General features: G+C 64.8%; 16 protein-coding genes and 1 tRNA gene. 3 read left to right on the top strand and 14 right to left on the bottom strand.

Annotated elements, in window-relative coordinates:
* Window positions 1–155 precede the first annotated feature (155 nt).
* From ASD45_RS17220 to tesB, 5 genes are all read right to left on the bottom strand, one after another.
* The gene (locus ASD45_RS17220; RefSeq protein WP_244485559.1) at window positions 156–1,331 is read right to left on the bottom strand and encodes an ammonium transporter; all 1,176 of its coding nucleotides are present in this window, start codon (window positions 1,329–1,331) and stop codon (window positions 156–158) included.
* 208 nt (window positions 1,332–1,539) lie between these two features.
* Window positions 1,540–1,878, bottom strand: coding sequence for a P-II family nitrogen regulator (locus tag ASD45_RS17215; protein WP_056912930.1), 339 nt, complete (start codon window positions 1,876–1,878; stop codon window positions 1,540–1,542).
* Between the two features lie 305 nt (window positions 1,879–2,183).
* Window positions 2,184–3,512 carry an ammonium transporter gene (locus tag ASD45_RS17210; RefSeq protein ID WP_056912929.1) on the bottom strand — a complete coding sequence of 443 codons (1,329 nt, stop codon included), beginning with the start codon at window positions 3,510–3,512 and terminating at the stop codon, window positions 2,184–2,186.
* A gap of 63 nt (window positions 3,513–3,575) precedes the next feature.
* Window positions 3,576–3,914 carry a P-II family nitrogen regulator gene (locus ASD45_RS17205; protein WP_056912928.1) on the bottom strand — a complete coding sequence of 113 codons (339 nt, stop codon included), beginning with the start codon at window positions 3,912–3,914 and terminating at the stop codon, window positions 3,576–3,578.
* Between the two features lie 97 nt (window positions 3,915–4,011).
* The gene (tesB, locus tag ASD45_RS17200; protein WP_056912927.1) at window positions 4,012–4,881 is read right to left on the bottom strand and encodes an acyl-CoA thioesterase II; all 870 of its coding nucleotides are present in this window, start codon (window positions 4,879–4,881) and stop codon (window positions 4,012–4,014) included.
* Between the two features lie 102 nt (window positions 4,882–4,983).
* On the opposite strand from tesB, the gene ASD45_RS17195 reads away from it, so the two are divergent.
* On the top strand, window positions 4,984–6,216 hold the full coding sequence (locus tag ASD45_RS17195; protein WP_056912926.1) for a ubiquinone biosynthesis hydroxylase: 1,233 nt from the start codon (window positions 4,984–4,986) through the stop codon (window positions 6,214–6,216).
* A 65-nt stretch (window positions 6,217–6,281) separates the two neighbouring features.
* Here the strand turns inward: ASD45_RS17195 and ASD45_RS17190 are convergent, their stop codons facing one another.
* From ASD45_RS17190 to ASD45_RS17170, 5 genes are all read right to left on the bottom strand, one after another.
* The gene (locus ASD45_RS17190) at window positions 6,282–6,911 is read right to left on the bottom strand and encodes a glutathione S-transferase family protein (RefSeq protein WP_056912925.1); all 630 of its coding nucleotides are present in this window, start codon (window positions 6,909–6,911) and stop codon (window positions 6,282–6,284) included.
* Between the two features lie 128 nt (window positions 6,912–7,039).
* The gene (locus ASD45_RS17185; RefSeq protein ID WP_056912924.1) at window positions 7,040–7,243 is read right to left on the bottom strand and encodes a Trm112 family protein; all 204 of its coding nucleotides are present in this window, start codon (window positions 7,241–7,243) and stop codon (window positions 7,040–7,042) included.
* A 54-nt stretch (window positions 7,244–7,297) separates the two neighbouring features.
* The gene (locus ASD45_RS17180; RefSeq protein WP_056912923.1) at window positions 7,298–7,966 is read right to left on the bottom strand and encodes an LON peptidase substrate-binding domain-containing protein; all 669 of its coding nucleotides are present in this window, start codon (window positions 7,964–7,966) and stop codon (window positions 7,298–7,300) included.
* A gap of 56 nt (window positions 7,967–8,022) precedes the next feature.
* Window positions 8,023–8,931, bottom strand: coding sequence for a thioredoxin (trxA, locus tag ASD45_RS17175; RefSeq protein WP_056912922.1), 909 nt, complete (start codon window positions 8,929–8,931; stop codon window positions 8,023–8,025).
* Window positions 8,932–9,031: 100 nt separating this feature from the next.
* A complete protein-coding gene (locus ASD45_RS17170) occupies window positions 9,032–9,553 on the bottom strand; it encodes a prolyl-tRNA synthetase associated domain-containing protein (protein ID WP_056912921.1) in 522 nt (173 codons plus the stop codon).
* A 168-nt stretch (window positions 9,554–9,721) separates the two neighbouring features.
* Here ASD45_RS17170 and ASD45_RS17165 point away from each other — a divergent pair.
* A tRNA-Gly gene (locus ASD45_RS17165) sits at window positions 9,722–9,796 on the top strand.
* A gap of 83 nt (window positions 9,797–9,879) precedes the next feature.
* On the opposite strand, the gene ASD45_RS17160 is transcribed toward ASD45_RS17165, so the two are convergent.
* The 4 genes from ASD45_RS17160 to ASD45_RS17145 form a co-directional block, all read right to left on the bottom strand.
* Window positions 9,880–10,470, bottom strand: a complete 591-nt coding sequence (locus ASD45_RS17160; RefSeq protein ID WP_056912920.1) for a biotin transporter BioY — start codon at window positions 10,468–10,470, stop codon at window positions 9,880–9,882.
* A gap of 70 nt (window positions 10,471–10,540) precedes the next feature.
* On the bottom strand, window positions 10,541–11,017 hold the full coding sequence (locus ASD45_RS17155; RefSeq protein ID WP_056912919.1) for a YbaK/EbsC family protein: 477 nt from the start codon (window positions 11,015–11,017) through the stop codon (window positions 10,541–10,543).
* Window positions 11,018–11,039: 22 nt separating this feature from the next.
* Window positions 11,040–12,806: a gamma-glutamyltransferase gene (ggt, locus tag ASD45_RS17150; RefSeq protein ID WP_244485511.1), complete on the bottom strand. Its 1,767-nt coding sequence runs from the start codon at window positions 12,804–12,806 to the stop codon at window positions 11,040–11,042.
* Between the two features lie 92 nt (window positions 12,807–12,898).
* Entirely contained in the window at window positions 12,899–13,540 is a 642-nt protein-coding gene (locus ASD45_RS17145) for a peroxidase-related enzyme (RefSeq protein WP_082540998.1), read from the bottom strand.
* A 297-nt stretch (window positions 13,541–13,837) separates the two neighbouring features.
* Between ASD45_RS17145 and ASD45_RS17140 the strand changes: the two genes are divergently transcribed.
* Window positions 13,838–18,649: an NAD-glutamate dehydrogenase gene (locus tag ASD45_RS17140; protein ID WP_244485509.1), complete on the top strand. Its 4,812-nt coding sequence runs from the start codon at window positions 13,838–13,840 to the stop codon at window positions 18,647–18,649.
* Window positions 18,650–18,768: the final 119 nt, after the last annotated feature.

Below are 18,768 nucleotides of genomic sequence, written 5' to 3'. Positions count from 1 at the left end.
CGCCTTTGGCGGCCGGCCCACGACACTCCTGAAAAAAGTGAGGCCCCCGGTTCTTGCGAACCGAGGGCCTCGACGGGAGGGACAGTGCCGGGTTTCCGCCCCTACCGCTGGCGCGAGGGAGACATGGACGTGAAGCCCACGTCTCCCGTTTCGTTTTACTGCACGGTCTCGCCGTGCAGCGTGATGTCGAGGCCTTCCTCTTCGCCCTGCTCGCTGGGACGCAGGCCGACCACCGCCTTGACGATGTAGAGGATGATCAGCGTCGCGATCGCGGTGTAGATGAGCGTGACGCCGACGCCGTAGATCTGCGTCATGACGCTGCCATCCTTGCCGAGCGGGTTGACCGCCGCATCGGCGAAGACGCCGGTGAGGATCGCGCCGATGATGCCGCCGACGCCGTGCACGCCGAAGGCGTCGAGCGAGTCGTCGTAGCCCAGCGCCTTCTTCACGTGGACCGCGGCGATGTAGCAGCCGACGCCGGCGATGATGCCGATGATCAGCGCGCCGGTCGGATTGACGAAGCCCGAGGCCGGGGTGATGGCAACGAGACCGGCAACCGCGCCGGAGACGATGCCGAGCACGCTCGGCTTCTTGGTGATGATCCACTCAGCGAACATCCAGGTCAGCGCCGCCGCGGCGGTGGCAACCTGGGTGTTGATCATGGCTGCACCGGCGAGCGCATTCGAAGCAACGGCCGAACCGGCGTTGAAGCCGAACCAGCCGACCCACAGCAGGGCGGCGCCGATATAGGCGTAGACCAGGTTGTAGGGCGCCATCGAAACGGTGCCGTAACCCTTGCGCTTGCCGAGGACGAGCGCGCAAACCAGACCGGCGACACCGGCGTTGATGTGCACCACAGTGCCGCCGGCGAAGTCGAGCACGCCAGCCGAACCGAGGAAGCCGCCGCCCCAGACCCAGTGCGCGATCGGGCAGTAGACGAACAGCAGCCACAGACCGATGAACCACATCAGCGCCGAGAACTTCATGCGGTCGGCAAACGCGCCGCAGATCAGCGCCGGGGTGATGATGGCGAAGGTCATCTGGAACATGATGAACACGGTCTCGGGAATCGTCGCCGCGAGCGAGTTCGTGGTTTCGGCACCGACGCCGGCGAGGAACAGCTTGGAGAAGCTGCCGAGGTAAGCGTTCGCGCTGCCTTCGGTGAAGGCGAGCGAGTAGCCGATGATCATCCACAGCACCGTCACCAAGCAGGTGATGGCGAAGGACTGCATCACGGTCGCGAGCACGTTCTTCTTGCGCACCATGCCGGCGTAGAACAGGCCGAGACCCGGGATGGTCATCATCAGAACGAGCGCGGTGGAGGTGAGCATCCAGGCGGTGTCACCGGTGTCGAGCTTCGGCGCGGCGGCTGCTGCGGCCGGCGCGGCAGCCGGAGCGGCCGGTGCCGCCGTCTGCGCGAAGGCGCCGTCGGCGACAATCAAGCCGACGGTCAGTGCGGCGAGCGCTAGCAGCCCCCCACTGGAGATTTTCTTGAACGTCATGGTCTAACTCCTGTCGGTAATGTTTGTGCGGGTTGCTTTACAGAGCCGCCGCGTCGGTCTCGCCGGTGCGGATACGCACGGCGCTGTCCAGCCCGAAGACGAAGATCTTTCCGTCGCCGATCTGTCCGGTCTTCGCAGCGCCGGTAATGGCGCCGATGACTTTGTCGACCTGATTGCTGGCGACTGCGACCTCCACTTTCACTTTCGGAAGGAAGCTCACCGCGTATTCCGCCCCACGGTAAATTTCCGTGTGACCCTTCTGCCGCCCGTAGCCCTTGACCTCGGTGACAGTCAGCCCCTGGACGCCAATCGACGTCAGGGCGTCGCGAACCTCGTCGAGCTTGAAAGGCTTGATGATGGCCATGACGATTTTCATGGATTCGATCCCCGCTTGAGCCCGTTTTGACTTCACGCAGTGCGGGCCGTTTCACTGAGCCGGGCCGCACGAAGCACGCTTCGCAGGCAAGACCGTGTGGGGATAATCAAACGCCGTGCCAGATCGCCGGACAATCGCTATCGTTTTGATTCAAAAGGACAAAGGCCTGTCGACCACGACGGCTCGCAGCATCCTGGTTCGGTGCCGCTTAATCGAGCATCATCCGGTCGCGCTGTTGCCTAAAAAATAGACGGTCGATGGAACCTGCAAATGACATAAAAGCGGGGGTCTTCCACAACGAGAGCTTACTGCAGTGCCTCGCCGTGCTGGCTGACATCGAGACCGATGATCTCGTCTTCGTGGCGGACGCGCAGCGGCACGAGGCCGCCGATCGCCTTAAGAATGATGAATGTCAGCCCGCCGGACCAGATGAGTGTGACGGCGACGCCGTAGAACTGCAGCAGTAACTGGTGGGCGTTGCCCTCGAGCAGGCCACGAACGCCGTTCGGCAAGTCAGGACTGGCCGACAGCGAGCCGACTGCGAACACGCCGACCATCAGCGTCCCGATCAGACCGCCGATACCATGGACGCCGAAGACATCGAGCGAGTCGTCGTAGCCGAGGCGCAGCTTCAATGAGGTACAGGCCCAGAAGCAGACGCCGCCGGCGATCACGCCGATCAGGATCCCCTGCATCGGCAGGACGAAGCCCGAGGCCGGCGTGATGGTGCCGAGCCCGGCGACGGCGCCGGAGATGATGCCGAGCACTGACGGCTTGCCGCGCGTCCACCATTCGATGGCCATCCAGGTGAAGGCGCCAGCGCTGGCGGCGAGATGCGTCGAGGTAATCGCCATCACGGCGCGGCCATTGGCGCCGAGCGCCGAGCCGCCGTTGAAGCCCATCCAGCCGACCCACAACAAACCCGTGCCGATCACCGCCAGCGAGAGATCGTGAGGCGCCAGGTTTTCCTCGCCATAGCCGCGACGCTTACCGACGACGAGCGCGGCGACGAGGCCGGCGGTGCCGGCACTGAGATGAACCACCAGGCCGCCGGCGAAATCAACGACGCCGGCCTGGCCGAGGAAGCCGCCGCCCCAGACCCAGTGCGCCAGCGGCACATAGACGAGAAACAGCCAGAACACGCCGAACAGCAGAAACGCCGAGAACCGCATGCGATCGGCGACCGACCCGGCGACCAGCGCCACCGTGATAACGGCGAAGGTCATCTGGTAGAGCATGAACAGGCTCTCCGGAATCGTCGGCGCGAAGGCGGAGACTCCGGACAGCGTCAGGCCATTGAGAAAGACGCGATCGATGTTGCCGATGAAGGCGCCGTTGCCTCCGAAGGTCAGGCTGTAGCCGGCGACCGCCCACAGGATCGACACCAGGAACGTCGCCGACATGCTTTGCGCCATGGTGGCGAGCACATTCTTCTTGCGCACCATGCCGGCGTAGAAGAGGGCGAGTCCCGGAATCGTCATCATCAGGACGAGGCCGCTGGCCGCGATCATCCAGGCCGTATCGGCCTTGTCGATCGGCGGTTCGGTGGTTTGAGCGAAGGCGGCTGGCGTAGCGAACGCAACGAAGAGGCACGCAGCCGCCATCGCGGCTGCGCGCGAGCGCAGTGTAGGCATGTCATGTCCCCCGGCAGGATTGACGTTATGTTTTAGGCGTTAGTTGGCTTCAGAATTGACCTTTTAGAGTGCGTCGAGATCGGTCTCGCCGGTGCGGATGCGCACCGCCTGATCGATCGGCATGACGAAAATCTTGCCGTCACCGATTTCTCCCGTGCGGGCGGCGCCGGTCAGCGCATCGATGACCTGTTCGATTTGTTCGCTGGCGACGCCGATTTCGATCCGCACCTTAGGCAGGAAGCTCACGGCATATTCGGCGCCGCGATAGATCTCCTTGTGGCCCTTCTGCCGGCCGTAGCCCTTCACCTCGGTCACGGTCATGCCGTGAATGCCGATGGCGTTCAGCGCCTCGCGGACGGCGTCAAGCTTGAAGGGCTTGATGATCGCGGTGACAAGTTTCATGCGGTTTCCCCTTGCGAAGTTATGCGCCCGGTCAAACGGGCGGGTTTTGTCGAATACTATCATTCCGGCGGCGGTCCGATAGACCCGCGCAGCGCACTCACGGCTCCCGGCGCAGGCGGACGAGACCTTCCTGGGTGACCGATGCCACCAGCGTGCCGTCCTGCTTGAAGATCAGGCCGCGCGAGAAACCGCGCGCGCCGTGAAGGTTCGGTGAGTCCTGGGCGTAGAGCAGCCACTCGTCGGCGCGGAACGGCCGGTGCAGCCACAACGCGTGATCGAGGCTCGCCGCCATGAATTCCTTTTCGAACAAGGTGCGGCCGTGGCGAACCAGCGCGGTGTCGAGCAGCCCCATGTCGGAGGAGTAGGCCAGCACGCATTGATGGATGGCCGGATCGTCCGGCAGCTTGTCGGTGGTCTTGAACCAGACATTGAAGCGGCCGTCGGCGAACTTCTTGCCGAGGTAGCGCTCGTATTCGACGGGCCGCAGTTCGATCGGCCGTTCGCGTTCATAGTAGCGACGTACCGGATCGGGCATGGTCGGCAGAACGCTCTTGCGCACTTCCGCCTCGCTCGGCAGCGATTCGGGCAGCGGCACGTCCGGCATCACGGCCTGATGCGAGAGTTGATCCGACTCGTCGGCGTGGAACGAGACCAGCATGGAAAAGATCGGATGGCCGTGCTGACGCGCCGTGACATGCCGCGTGGTGAAGCTCCTGCCATCGCGCATGCGATTGACGTCGTAGATGATCGGTACTTTGGGGTCGCCGGGCAGCAGGAAATAGGCGTGCATAGAATGCGGCGGCCGGGTCGGCTCGACGGTCCTTACCGCCGCAACCAGCGCCTGGCCGATGACCTGTCCGCCATAGACGCGCTGCCAGCCGGCCTTCGGCGAGTTACCGCGAAACAGGTTCACATCGAGCGTCTCGAGATCGAGGATGGCCAGCAGGTCGGCGACGGCAGAGGGCATGAGGTAGGGTCCGGGCGGGGCTCAAACGTCGACCCCAACCTGCTATGCTGTGCCGGGTTTGACAAGGAAGACCCCGGGACCGGGTCTGGAAAGCATCCGAACATGCCGAATTCGCAAGCAAATCGCGTGGATCTGATCATCGGCGGCGCCGGCTTCGCGGGCCTCGCCCTCGCCATTGCCCTGCGCCAGGCCTTGGGTGAGCGCTTTGCCATCACGGTGGCCGATCCGGCCCTGGCGCAGACGCCGTCGAAGGATCCGCGCTCGACCGCGATCGCCGCCGCAGCCCGCCGCCTGTTCGAGGCCATCGGCGTCTGGGACGCCGTGGCTGACGGCGCGCAGCCGATCCTCGACATGGTTGTCACCGATTCAAAACTCGACGACGCGGTGCGGCCGACCTTCCTGACCTTCGGTGGAGACGTCGAGGAGGGCGAACCGTTCGCCCACATGATCGAAAACCGGCATCTCATCGACGCCTTGGTCGCATGCGCGAAGGACGCGGGGATCGATCTGCGCGCCACCGCCGTCGCGAGTTTCGATACCGCACCCAACAGCGTGACGGCTTTGCTCGCCGATGGAAGCGAGATCAAAGCCAGACTTCTTGTCGGCGCCGACGGCGCGCGTTCGGCGATCCGCGAGCATGCCGGCATCGCCTTCCACGGCTGGAGCTACAATCAGTCCGGCATCGTCACCACGGTGGCACATGAGCGTCCGCATCATGGCTGCGCCGAAGAGCACTTCCTGCCGGCCGGACCGTTCGCCATCCTGCCGCTGACCGGCAATCGCGTATCGATCGTGTGGACGGAAGCGTCGCACGAAGCCGATCGCATCGTCGCGCTGCCGGATGAAGAATTTCACGCCGAGCTGGAAAAGCGCTTCGGCCTGCATCTCGGCGACATCAAGGTCGTCGGTCCGCGCCGCGCCTTCCCGCTTGGGCTTTACACGGCACGCTCGTTTATCGGCGAACGTCTGGCGCTGATCGGCGATGCTGCGCATGTCATCCATCCGATCGCGGGCCAGGGCCTCAATATGGGCCTGCGCGATGTCGCGGCGCTGGCCGAGGCCATCGCCGATGCAGCGCGGCTCGGCCTCGATATCGGCGGGCTGCAGGTGCTGGAGCGTTATCAGCGCTGGCGTCGCTTCGACACCATGACCATGGGCGTCGCCACCGACGGCCTCAACAAGCTGTTCTCCAACCACTCCGATGTGCTGCGGCTGGCGCGCGATGTCGGTCTCGGCATGGTCGAGCGCGTGCCGGCGCTCAAGCGCGTTTTCATCCGCGAGGCAGCCGGCATCACCGGCGACGTGCCGAAGCTGATGCGCGGGGAGATGGTTTAACTGCGGCTTTGGCCGCTTGACTCAGTCTGTCATCGGCCACGACAAGACTCAGGCTCGCCAAAATCTTACGACAGCGGCACGCTGCCGACCTGATCCTTGAACGCCGGACGCGATGAGACCGCGGCGTACCAGCGATCGAGGTTCGGCATTGCCGGGCGATCCGTCACGAGCTGAACGAAGCGATAGCACATGACGCCGACCGGGATGTCGCCGTAGGAGAAGGCCGGGCCGGCGACGTATTCGGTCTTGCCGAGCTGCGCGTCGAGGATCTTCATGGCATCGACGGTCTTGTCGCGGCCGGCCTTGATCGCGTTCATGTCGCGCTTTTCCGGCGGCGTGCGAATGAGGCCCCAGAACACCGGCGTGATGGCGGGGCCGACCACGGACAACTGCCAATCCATCCACTGGCTGGCGAGGCCGCGCGCATGCGGGTCCTTCGGCTCGAGCGCGCCGGTCTTGTCGTGCTTGCCGGCGAGGTAGCGCACGATCGAATTCGACTCCCACATCGTGAAGCCGTCTTCTTCCTCCAGCGTCGGCACCAGACCGTTCGGGTTCATCGCCAGATATTTCGGCTCGCGGGTCTGGCCGAAGGCGCCGCCGACATCGATGCGCTGATGCGCGAGGCCCAGTTCGCCGACGGCCCACATCGCCTTCTGCACGTTCGACGACGTGTTGCGGCCCCAGATCTTGATCATGTGCTTGCTCCCTATTTCGCGCCTTCATGCCCCGCGCAAACGGGGCATCGGTACGCTCTGTCCTTTTTAAATCGTACCGGCCGTGGTGCCGGGATCACCCGTGCCTATGATGACGGCCGCCGCGAGGTCTAATCCAACCGCCGCGCTTCTTCCGGCAGCATGATCGGAATGCCGTCACGGATCGGATAAGCGAGCTTGGCCTTGCGCGAGATCAGCTCGTTACGTGTCGAATCGTATTCGAGCGTGGTCTTGGTCAGCGGGCAGACCAGGATCTCGAGAAGCTTCGGATCGACGCTGTTGGCAGGGCGTTCGGTCGAGGGAATGGCGGACATGCGGAGGTTCCGGCGGAAGGTCTGGGGCCATTATACACGGCCCGCGAAAGGCCGCTATTGCAGCGGCGGCTCGCCTTCGATGTTCTTCTTGGCGAGTTCGATTTCGGTAATCGCGACCAGGAGTTCGGCGCGGGTCTTGAGGTCCGGAGCCTCCAGCAGCGCCTGCTTCTCGGCGGCGCCATAGGGCGACATCATCGACAGGCCGTTGACGAGCGCCTCGGTCGGCGCCTGGGCGATGTCGTTCCAGTCCGCCTGCATCTCGTTGGCGTTCATGAACGCGGTGAGGGCGCGCAGCAATGAATCGCGATCGACGTCATCCTCGCCCTTGCGGGCGATGAAGTCGTCAATGAACGGCATGTAATCGACGCGGCACTGGCGGTAGTCGGTGTTCACCGTGAGCTCTTCCTGGATTCGGAAGCGCGAGATGCCGGTGAGTTCGATGATGTAGCGGCCATCGCCGCTTTCGGCGAGCTGGGTGATGCGGCCGACGCAGCCGGTATGAAACAGAGCCGGCGGCTCGGCCTCTTGAATGCCGTCCGGCTGGATCATGCCGATGAGGCGGTGGCCGTCGCGCAGCGCGTCATCGACCATCGCGAGATAGCGCGGCTCGAAAATATTGAGCGGCAACTGGCCGCGCGGCAACAGCAGAGCACCGGCCAGCGGAAACACCGGAAGGATGGCCGGAAGATCGCTGGGTCCGCGATATCGCGCGTTGATGGGCATACAACCTTCTCGGCGCTGACGATGCCACTGCGCACGGGCTCACAGGCCCGCGCGGCTCACGAGAACAGTAACGATGACAGCTTCTTGCGGCCTTCGAGCGTCGCCGGATCGGTGGCGCCCCAGGCTTCGAACAACTGAACGAGCTGCTTGCGCGCGCCGTCGTCATTCCACTTGCGATCTTTCTTGACGATGGCCAGCAACTGGTCGGCCGCCTCCAGGCGCTTGCCCGCGGCGTTGAGCGCGGCGGCGAGATCGGACCGCGCCTGATGGTCGAGCGGATTGGCGTCCACCTTCTTCTGCAGTTCGTCGGCCGGGCCGGCGGCTTCCGCCTGCATCGCCAGATCCAGCGCAGCGCGCGCGGCGGCGACCGCAGCGTCGTTCTGCTTGGCCTCGGGGATCATGGCGAGGGTCTTCTTGGCCTGCTCGAAATTGCCGGTGGCGACATAGCAGCGCGCCAGACCGGCGAGCGCGACGATATTGGATGAATCCTGCGCGAGGAGCTGTGCGTAGATATCCGCCGCGGCGGCGGCATCGCCTTCCGCCAGCGCCGTCTCCGCTGCCTTCAGCAGGTCTTCGCCTTCATCCTCGATCTTGCCCTTGGTGAGACGCTCGAGGAACGCAACGACTTGCGCCTCCGGCAGCGCGCCCATGAAGCCATCGACTGGCTGGCCGTTGACGAAGGCGATCACGGCCGGAATCGACTGGATGCCCATCTGCCCCGGAACCTCAGGGTTCTTGTCGATGTCCATCTTGGCAAGCTTGACCTTGCCCTTGGCGTTCTTGACGACCTTCTCGAGCACCGGCGTAAGCTGTTTGCACGGGCCGCACCAGGGGGCCCAGAAATCGACCAGCACCGGCTGGGTCTTGGACGCCTCGATGACGTCCTTCATGAAAGTCTGCGTGGTCACATCCCGGATCACGCCGTCGGCCGCTGCCGTATCGCCACCCATATCCAGCATCGCCATAGGAAACCTCGTTGCGGTGCGCCCGGCTTAGCCCGGTTTTTCGCCCATGAATACCGCAAATTAGATGGGTATCCGGGCGCTTTTTTGCAATTCCGCGGTTCTAGGTGTCGCCGCCGGCGCCGGCCAGTCCCGAGACCCGCTCGATTCGCGGCGGATGGCCGGTGGCCTCGAGGAATTTGACCAGATCGGCACGCGCCACCGAGGTGGACATGGTGTTGGTCAGCGGATGGGCGTTGATGATGGCGTGCTCCATCAGCGCCGCATCCAGCACCACGGTAACCCGGGCCTCGCGGTCGTTGATGACGCCAAAGGGCGTCACCGAGCCCGGCGCGACGCCGAGGAGTTCCTTCAGCAGTTCGGTCGAGCCGAAGGAAAAGCGCCCCGTCGCGCCGAGGACGCGGTGCAGGCCCTTGAGGTCGATCACGGCGTCTTCCAGCGCGGTGACTAGGTAAACCGCCTGCTTTTTGTCGCGCAGGAACAGGTTTTTGGTGTGTCCGCCGGGGATTTTGCCGCGCAGCGCCTGGCTCTGTTCGACCGTGAACAGCGGTGGATGGGTCACGGTGGGATGGGCGATGCCGAGGCTGTCGAGATAGGCGAAAAGCTGGTCGGGGGTGGTGGTCATCGGACGGGCCGGACAGGCGGGGTTAGGGGAGTTTTTGCCACGCCGGGCGGCGGGGCCGGGGCGGCCATTAATGGCCGATTTTCTCCCATTGCAAAGCCCGGCTGCATTTGGCATAGGGACGGCTCTTGGCGGCCGGTAAAGCCCTTATCGGCCAACTATCTGACGGATGCGGGTGTAGCTCAGGGGTAGAGCACGACCTTGCCAAGGTCGGGGTCGAGGGTTCGAATCCCTTCGCCCGCTCCAGTCGGATCAAGCCGCAGAGGCTGGAACGAAAAAAGGCCGGAGCATCGCTCAGGCCTTTTCGTTTCTAACGCTGAGTTCGTGGCTCAGCGCCACCGCTTCAGCGGCGAGCGGGCGATCAGCACCGCGAGGCCGGCGCCGAAGCCGACCTTGACCAGCGACGACAGCAGGAACGGCATGACGCCGAGGGCAAAGGCCTTCTCCACGCCGATGAGATGCGCCAGCCAGGCGTAGCCCATCGCCAGCATGATCAGCGTGCCGACGACATTGACCAGCCCGGCGCGCAGGAAGGTCTCGCCGTAACCGCGCTCGGCGAGCCAGCCGGACACATAGGCGGCGGCGCAGAAGCCGACGATATAACCGCCGGTCGGGCCCATCAGATAAGCGAGCCCGGTGCCGCGTGCCGGCGAGTTGGCGAACACCGGCAGACCCATCAGGCCTTCGAGCACGTAAGCGGTGACGACGATGAAGCCGAGCCGCGAGCCCAGCGTCATGCCGATGAGGATGACGGCCATCGTCTGCATGGTCATCGGCACCGGCCAGAACGGAATCTGGGTGCGCGCCGATGCGGTCAGCAGCAGCGACCCGATCACGACCGCGGCGAAGCCCATCAGCAGACGGGTGCGCAGGTCGTCCTTGGCCACCGCGGCCGAGGCGTTCTTGAACAGACGCTTCATGGGTATCCCTTTCGTTGAAACGGTCGCCCTTTGGTAGCCCATCGCGAGCCCCCGGAAAAGGTGGCTGGGTTCACCCTTCCCGGACGTCGGCCACCGTGCCGCCGGTCATGCGGGCGATTTCCGCCCCGGTGCTGCGGAAAACGTGGCGCGGCGAGCCGGCCGCCGCCCAAACGGCGTCGAGCGCCATCAGGTCCTGATCGATGAAAATGCGCGGCGCGGTCTGGTGGCCGACCGGAGCGACGCCGCCAATGGCAAAGCCGGTGACGTCGCGCACCCAGCGGCCGTCGGCCGGCTTCACCGGCTGGCCGAGCAGGGCGGCGATCTTGGTCGTATCGACGCGGTTGGCGCCGGAGGTGATGACCAGCACCACCTGTTCGCCGGCGCGCAGCACGATGGATTTTGCGATCTGCGCCACGGTGCAGCCGACCGCGTTGGCGGCGTCCAGCGCGGTGCGCGTGCCGTCGGGGAAAACCGCGATGGTGTCGTCGTGGTTGGCGGCAGTGAGCGCCGTGCGCACACGCTCGACCGAGGGCGTTGTTTCATTCATCGTGCAATGTCCCGATTGTCTCTCAGTAGCCGGCGGCCAGTGCGCCACGCGTGCGCGTGTCGGCGGCTCCGACATAATGTTGCGGTTCGAATTCGGTCTTCGGCAGCACCGCGATCGAGTTGGCCGAGGTGTGCGGATCGGTCGGCACCAGTTTATGGCCGCGCGCGGCGAGCGCGTCCAGCACCGCCGGTGCAAAGCCGTTCTCGACATAGGTCTGGTCCGGCAACCACTGATGATGGATGCGCGGCGCGCTCACCGCCTGCGCGATCGACATCTTGAAGTCGATGACGTTGGTGATGATCTGCAGCACCGCGGTGATGATGCGGCTGCCGCCGGGCGAGCCGGTGACGATGAACGGCCTGCCGTCCTTCAAGACGATGGTCGGCGTCATCGACGACAGCGGCCGCTTGTTCGGTCCCGGCAGATTGGCGGCGAAGCCGACGAGGCCGTAGGCGTTCGACGCGCCAGCCTTGGCGGTGAAATCGTCGAGCTCGTTGTTGAGCAGCACGCCGGTGCCGTCGGCGATCAGGCCGAGGCCGTAGGAGAAGTTGAGCGTATAGGTGTTCGACACCGCGTTGCCGTCGCGGTCGATGACCGAGAAGTGCGTGGTGTTCTGGCCTTCGAAATCGGCGGGCTTGCCGGCTTTGATCTGCGACGAGGGCGTCGCCTTGTCGGTGATGCTGGCGCGCAGCATGGCGGCGTATTTCTTCGAGATCAGTCCGGCGATCGGCATCTTCACCGAATCCGGATCGCCCATGTAGACCGCGCGATCGGCATAAGCGCGCTTCATCGCCTCGATGAAATAATGCAGCGCCTCGTCGTTGCGACCGATCTTGCCGAGGTCGTAGCCCTCGAGGATGTTGAGCATCTCGATCAGGTGCACGCCGCCGGACGACGGCGGCGGCATCGACACGATGTCATAGCCGCGATAGCTGCCCTGTATCACCGGGCGTTCGATGGCGCGATAGTTGGCGAGATCGTCGGCGGTCATGATGCCGCCGGCGCTTTGCACCGCGGCGGCGATGTTCCTGGCGACATCGCCGCGATAGAAGCCGTCGGGGCCCTTGTCGGCAATCTTCTTCAGCGTGTCGGCGAGGTCGAACTGGATCAGCCGGTCGCCGGCCTCCAGCGGCTGGTTGCCGTTCTTGAGCAAGATCGACGCCGATGACCGCCAGCGCGCGAGTTTCTTCGCGGCGTCGGGCAGCGAGTCGGCGGTGTCGTCCTGCACCTGGAAGCCGGCTTCGGCGAGGCGAATGGCCGGCTGCAGCAGATCGCTCAGCGACAGTTTGCCCGAGCCGTATTTCTGCGCGGCCATAGCGAGCCCGGCCACCGTGCCCGGCACGCCGACGGCGAGCCCTGAGTCGCGCGACTTCACCGGATCGGGATTGCCCTGCGCGTCGAGGAACATGGTTGGTGTTGCGGCGGCGGGCGCAGTCTCGCGATAGTCGATCGAGGTGTTCCTGTTGTCCTTGGCGAGATGAATGACCATGAAGCCGCCGCCGCCAAGATTGCCGGCGCGCGGATAGGTCACGGCCATGGCGAAACCGACTGCCACCGCGGCATCGACGGCATTGCCGCCGCGATCGAGCACCTCGACGCCGATGCGCGCGGCGGTGCGCTCCTGCGCCACCACCATGCCGTTGTCGCCGATGATGCCGCGCGCGGGTGGGAACGATTTCTGCGAGGTCGCGAGCTGCGGCGTCGATTGCGCCAGCGCCAGCGAGGCGCTGAGCAGGAGGGCGAGGGTCGATGCGATGAAGCGCTTGAACATGGCCTTGATCTTACCCATTCGTCCCCGCGCAAGCGGGACCCAGCTCTTTTATTACAATTAGGTTCTCGCTTGCGCGGGAACGAACGGAGGTTGGAGCAACGCCCTCAAGTCTACCGCGCCTGCCCGTGATACACCGTGTTCGGCCGCATGTCGGTGGCTGCCGCGACCCGGTTCGACATGTTGAAGAAGCCGGTGATCGCGGCAATGTCCCAGATGTCGCGCCCGGAGAAGCCGGCTGCTCGCAGCGCCTCGCGGTCTTGCTCCTCGACCTCGGCTGGCGTCACCGTCAGCTTGACGGCGAAGTCGAGCATGGCGCGCTGGCGTGGATCGAGCCGCGCGGCGCGATAATTCATCACGATCTGCTCGCCGAGCAGCGGATTGCCGGAATACTGCCGCACTGCGGCGCCGTGCGCCGTGAGACAGTAATAGCACCGGTTCTGCGACGACACCGCGACCGCGATCATCTCGCGCTCGAGCTTGGACAGCCCGCTCGGCGCCAGCATCAGGTCGTTGTACATGGCCGCAAAGGCTTCGAGCTTGGCGCTGTCGAAGGCGTAGGCCGCGAGTACGTTGGGAATGAAGCCGAGCTTGTCCTGACATTTCTGGAAATACGCCGTCATCGCCGGCGACAACTGCCCGGGCGGCAGGTCGAGCGCGATCACCGGGCTATCGTCGGGCGTTGGAGCCTGCGTCTTCGCGCGGGCCGGCTTGGCCGCCGCTTTGCCGGATTTCCTGCTCACCAGTTTGGCCATGGCTCCACCCAAAAATTTTCTTCGTCACCCGATGGCCCAAGCTACACCGCTTTGCGGTGACGCGATACGCGCGCTTGCGCCAGTTTCTTTCATCTTATCAAGCCGTTGAAGGAATGCACCGGCAATCTCATCGAGCGGTCACGGTGCCGTCACCATTGCTGTGTTGCTCTCGACCTGACGGTCGGGAAGGTGAAAACTGCCATCAGCCTCGATCGACTCGCCGGATGCATATCGCTGCCATGAGCGGTCCCTGCTCCGGATATGGCGTGCTGCTGCTCCTACCCCAAGAGGTCCCCCGTGCTCGATAAATTGGCGCAAACCAATCAGGCCAACGCCGAACAGGCCGCCGCGCAGGCGATCATCGGTCAGGCTGACAAGGCGCTCGCGGGTCGCCATGCGGGGGTCCCGGGGGATTTCGCCGCCCAGATGTTCGGGCGCGTCGTTCCGGAGGACATTGTGCGCTACAGCGCCGCCGAAATGGCGCTGCTCGCCGAGCGCGCCTGGCAGTTCATGGCCGAGCGGCCGCCGGCGACGCCGAAAGTGCGCTGCGAGACGGTGACGCTCGACGAGGCCGGCGGCCACAAGACCATCACCGTCGTCGAGATCGTCAATGACGACATGCCGTTCCTCGTCGATTCCGTAACGAATGAATTCGCCGATCGCCGGCTCGACGTCCGCTTCGTCGCCCATCCGGTTTTCAACGTGCAGCGCGACAACGGCAAGCTCGTCTCCTTCGACGGGGACGCCCGCGAAAGCTTCATCCACATTCACGTCGCGCCGATGGCCGATGCGGCACAGCGCGCCGATCTCGCCGCCGCGCTCGAGCAGATCCTTGCGCAGGTCCGCGTCGCCGTCGCTGACTGGCGGCCGATGCTGGAGCGGGTCAACGCCATCGTCAGCAACCTCAAGACCAATCCGCCGCCGCTGCCGGTGGACGAGATCGGCGAAGGCATCCATTTCCTGCAATGGCTGCTCGACGATCACTTCACCTTCCTCGGCCTGCGCGATTACGTCAGCAGCGGCAACGGACTCGACCCCGACTTCGGCTCCAGCCTCGGCATCATGCGCGATACCGGCATGCGCGTGTTGAAACGCGGCGACCAGCACCTCGAATTCACGCCGGAAATCATGGAGTTTCTCAATGAGCCGCGGCCGCTGATCATCGCCAAGGCCAACGTGCACTCGCGCGTGCACCGCCGCACCTATCTCGATTACGTCGGCGTCAAGAAATATGACGCCGAGGGCAATCTGATCGGCGAGCATCGCATCATCGGTCTGTTCACGTCGTCGGCCTACACGCGCGCGCCGCGCAACATTCCCTATGTCCGGCGCAAGATCGCGGCGATCGAGCAGCGCGCCGGCTTCGCGCCGAACAGCCATTCCGCCAAGGCGCTGGCCAATGTGCTCGAACACTATCCGCGCGACGAGCTGTTCCAGGTCGATGAAGAAACGCTGTACGAATTCGCCATCGCCATCATGCAGCTCGACGAACGGCCGCGCGTGCGCGTGCTGGCGCGGCGCGATCGCTTCGACCGTTTCATCTCCGCAATGGTCTATGTGCCGCGCGAGCGCTACGACAGCGCGCTACGCGTCAAGATCGGCGACTACCTGGCGCAGGCTTTCAACGGCCGCGTCTCCGCGTTCTATCCGTTCTTCCCCGAAGGGCCGCTGGTCCGCGTCCACTTCATCATCGGCCGTTCCGGCGGCGAAGCAAAGCCGATCGCGCGCGATACGCTGGAGCGCGACGTCGCCAACATCGTGCGCAGCTGGCGCGACACCCTGGCCGAGGAGCTGCATGGCGGCTATGGCCCGGACAAGGCACATGAACTGTTCGAGCGCTACGGCGCCGCGTTCTCGGCCGGCTTCCAGGACACCTATGCGCCGTCGGTTGCGGCGGCCGATGTCCGTGTCGTCGAGCAGTTGACCGAGCAGCGCCCGCTCGGCGTCGATTTCCACCGCCGTGACAGCGAAGGCAAGCAGGCCGTCGGCCTCAAGGTGTGGAGCCATGCGCGGCCGCTGCCGCTGTCGGAGCGCGTTCCAGTCCTGGAAAACATGGGTTTCCGCGTCGTCGACGAGCGCACTTACGACATCAAGCCGGCGGGCAGGTCGGAGGTCTGGTTCCACGACATGCTGCTGGAGCGGGCCGACGGCGCCCCGATCGACCTCGAGCAGAACAAGGCCACGCTCGAAGCCGCGTTCCTCAACATCATGCGCGGCATCGCAGAGAACGACGGCTACAACGCGCTGACGCTGACCGCCGGCGCCGGCTGGCGCGACGTCGCCTTGCTCCGCACGCTGTCGCGCTATCTGCGCCAGATTCGCACGCCCTATTCTCAGGACTACATGTGGGCGACCTTGGTGAAGCATTCGGCCGTCGCCGCCGACGTCGTCGAGTTGTTCTACGCCCGCTTCGACCCGCGCGGCGAAACCGCGGACTTGCGCGAAGCCAGCCAGAAGATGATCGCGGCGCGCATCGAGGAGGAGCTGGAGAAAGTCGATAGCCTCGACGAAGATCGCATCCTGCGCGTCTTCGTCAACGCGGTGCAGGCGGCGATCCGCACCAACTTCTTCCAGACCGACAAGAACGGTCAGCTCAAGCCGCTGATCGCGATCAAGTTCGAAAGCGGCAAGATTACCGAAATGCCGCTGCCGCGTCCGCTCTACGAAATCTTCGTCTATTCGCCGCGCGTTGAGGGCATCCATATGCGCTTCGGCAAGGTGGCGCGCGGCGGCATCCGCTGGTCGGACCGGCCGCAGGACTTCCGCACCGAGATCCTCGGTCTGGTGAAGGCGCAGCAGGTCAAGAACGCCGTCATCGTGCCGGTCGGCGCCAAGGGCGGCTTCGTGCCGAAGCAGATGCCGAAAAACCCGACGCGCGACCAGTTCATGGCCGAGGGCATCGCCACCTACAAACTGTTCATCACGTCGCTGCTCGAGATCACCGACAATTACGCCGCGGACGGCAGCATCATCCCGCCGGACAACGTGGTGCGCCATGAGGGTGACGATCCCTATCTGGTGGTCGCCGCCGACAAGGGGACGGCGACGTTCTCCGATATCGCCAACGGCATCGCGGTCGAGCAGGGCTACTGGCTCGGCGATGCCTTCGCTTCCGGTGGTTCGGCCGGCTACGACCACAAGGTCATGGGCATCACGGCGCGCGGCGCCTGGGAATCGGTGAAGCGTCACTTCCGCGAGATGGATATCAACATCCACGAGACGCCGTTCACCGTGATCGGCGTCGGCGACATGTCGGGCGACGTGTTCGGCAACGGCATGCTGCGCGAGAACACCATCAAGCTGGTGGCGGCCTTCGATCACCGCGACATCTTCATCGACCCGGACCCCGATCCGAAGGAGAGCTTCCTCGAACGCCAGCGGCTGTTCGAATTGCCACGGTCGAGCTGGCAGGACTACGACAAGGCGCTTCTGTCGAAGGGCGGCGGCATCTATCCGCGTTCGTCGAAGGAAATCCGCCTGTCGCCGGAGGCGCAGAAGCTGATCGGCGTCGGCGACAGCGTGACGCCGCAGGCGCTGATGAAGGCGATCCTGAAGATGCACGCCGACCTGCTGTTCTTCGGCGGCATCGGCACCTATGTGCGCGCCTCGAGCGAGAACGACGAGGCGGCCGGCGATCGGGCCAACGATCCGATCCGCATCACCGGCTCCGACCTGAATGTGAAAGTGGTCGGCGAGGGCGCCAATCTCGGCATGACGCAGCGCGGCCGCATCGAGGCGGCGCTCAATGGCGTGCGGCTCAACACCGACGCCATCGACAACTCGGCAGGCGTCAACACCTCGGACGTCGAGGTCAATATCAAGATCGCCTATTCGTCCCTGGTGCGCGCCGGCACGCTGACGATCGACCAGCGCAACGCCGAACTGATCGAGATGACCGATGAGGTGGGCCGACTGGCGCTGCGCAACAACTACCAGCAGACCTTGGCGATCTCGCTGGCGCATCGGCGCGGGCTCGAGGATCTCGGCTTCCAGCAGCGCCTGATGCAGACGCTGGAGCAGCATGGCCTGCTCGACCGCGCCGTCGAATATCTGCCCGACGAGATGGCGCTCGCCGACCGGCGCAAACGCAATCTGCCGCTGACGCGGCCGGAACTGGCGGTGCTGCTGGCTTACGCCAAGCTGACGCTTTATTCGGAGCTGCTCGATTCCACCGTGCCGGACGATCCCTATCTCGGCCGCGAGATCAACCGCTATTTCCCGCAGGAAATGACGTCGCGGCATCCCGAGGCGTTGCAATCGCATCGCCTGCGTCGCGAGATCATCGCGACCCAACTCACCAACTCGATGATCAATCGCGGCGGCTCGACGCTGATCGTGCGCATTGCCGACCAGACCGGTGCCACCGCCGCGTCGATCGCCGCAGCCTTCGCCGCCGTGCGCAACAGCTACGACATGGTCGAATTGAACGGCGAGATCGACTCGCTCGACAACAAGGTCACGGGCGATACGCAATTGTCGCTCTACGCCGCCGTGCAGGGCCTGCTGCTCGACCGGCTGGTCTGGTTCCTGCGCAACGTCGATCTCAAGCTCGGCCTCGACACCGTCGTCGCGCATTACCGTGAGGGCATCGCCCAGGTCGAGGCGGCGCTCGACACGGCTTTGTCGAAACAGTCGGCCGCGGCGCGCACGGCTCGCATTGCCGAGCTGACGCGCGACGGCGTCCCGGAAAGTCTGGCGCGGCGCATCGCCAATCTGGCCTTCACCAAGGCGGCGCCGGATATCGTGCTGGTGGCGGATCGCGCCGGCAAACCGGTGGCCGAAGTGACGGCGACTTATTTCGCCACCGAAGCCTTCTTCCAGCTCGACAAGGTGGCGCACGCGGTGCCGAGCATCGTGGTGTCGGATTACTTCGACCGTCTCGCGCTCGATCGTGCCGTCGATCAGATCGGCGATGCCGAGCGGCGGCTGACCTCGGCCATGGTCGGCAACGGGCACGCCGGCGCCGAGGCAGTCGAGGCCTGGCTCGCACCGCGCCGCGGCGAGGTCGAGCGCATCCGCGCCGCAATCCACGAGATTGCCGGCTCCGGCTTGACCTTGTCGAAGCTGTCGGTGGCGGCCAGCCTGCTGGGCGACCTGGCGCGAGACTAGGGCTTCGAGAAGTGTGGTCCCCCGCGAAGCGGGGACCCATACCCGGTGGACCTCTTGATCGCCCGGCAACAACGTCGTCTTGACATCATTCCCAGTTTAGGACTATATGCTATCCGTCC

Origin of the sequence: Pseudolabrys sp. Root1462, assembly GCF_001426945.1 — a bacterium.
Classification (GTDB): Bacteria; Pseudomonadota; Alphaproteobacteria; order Rhizobiales; family Xanthobacteraceae; genus Pseudolabrys.
Note: the sequence above shows the minus strand (reverse complement) of the source record. Positions and strands in the feature narration are given on the sequence as shown.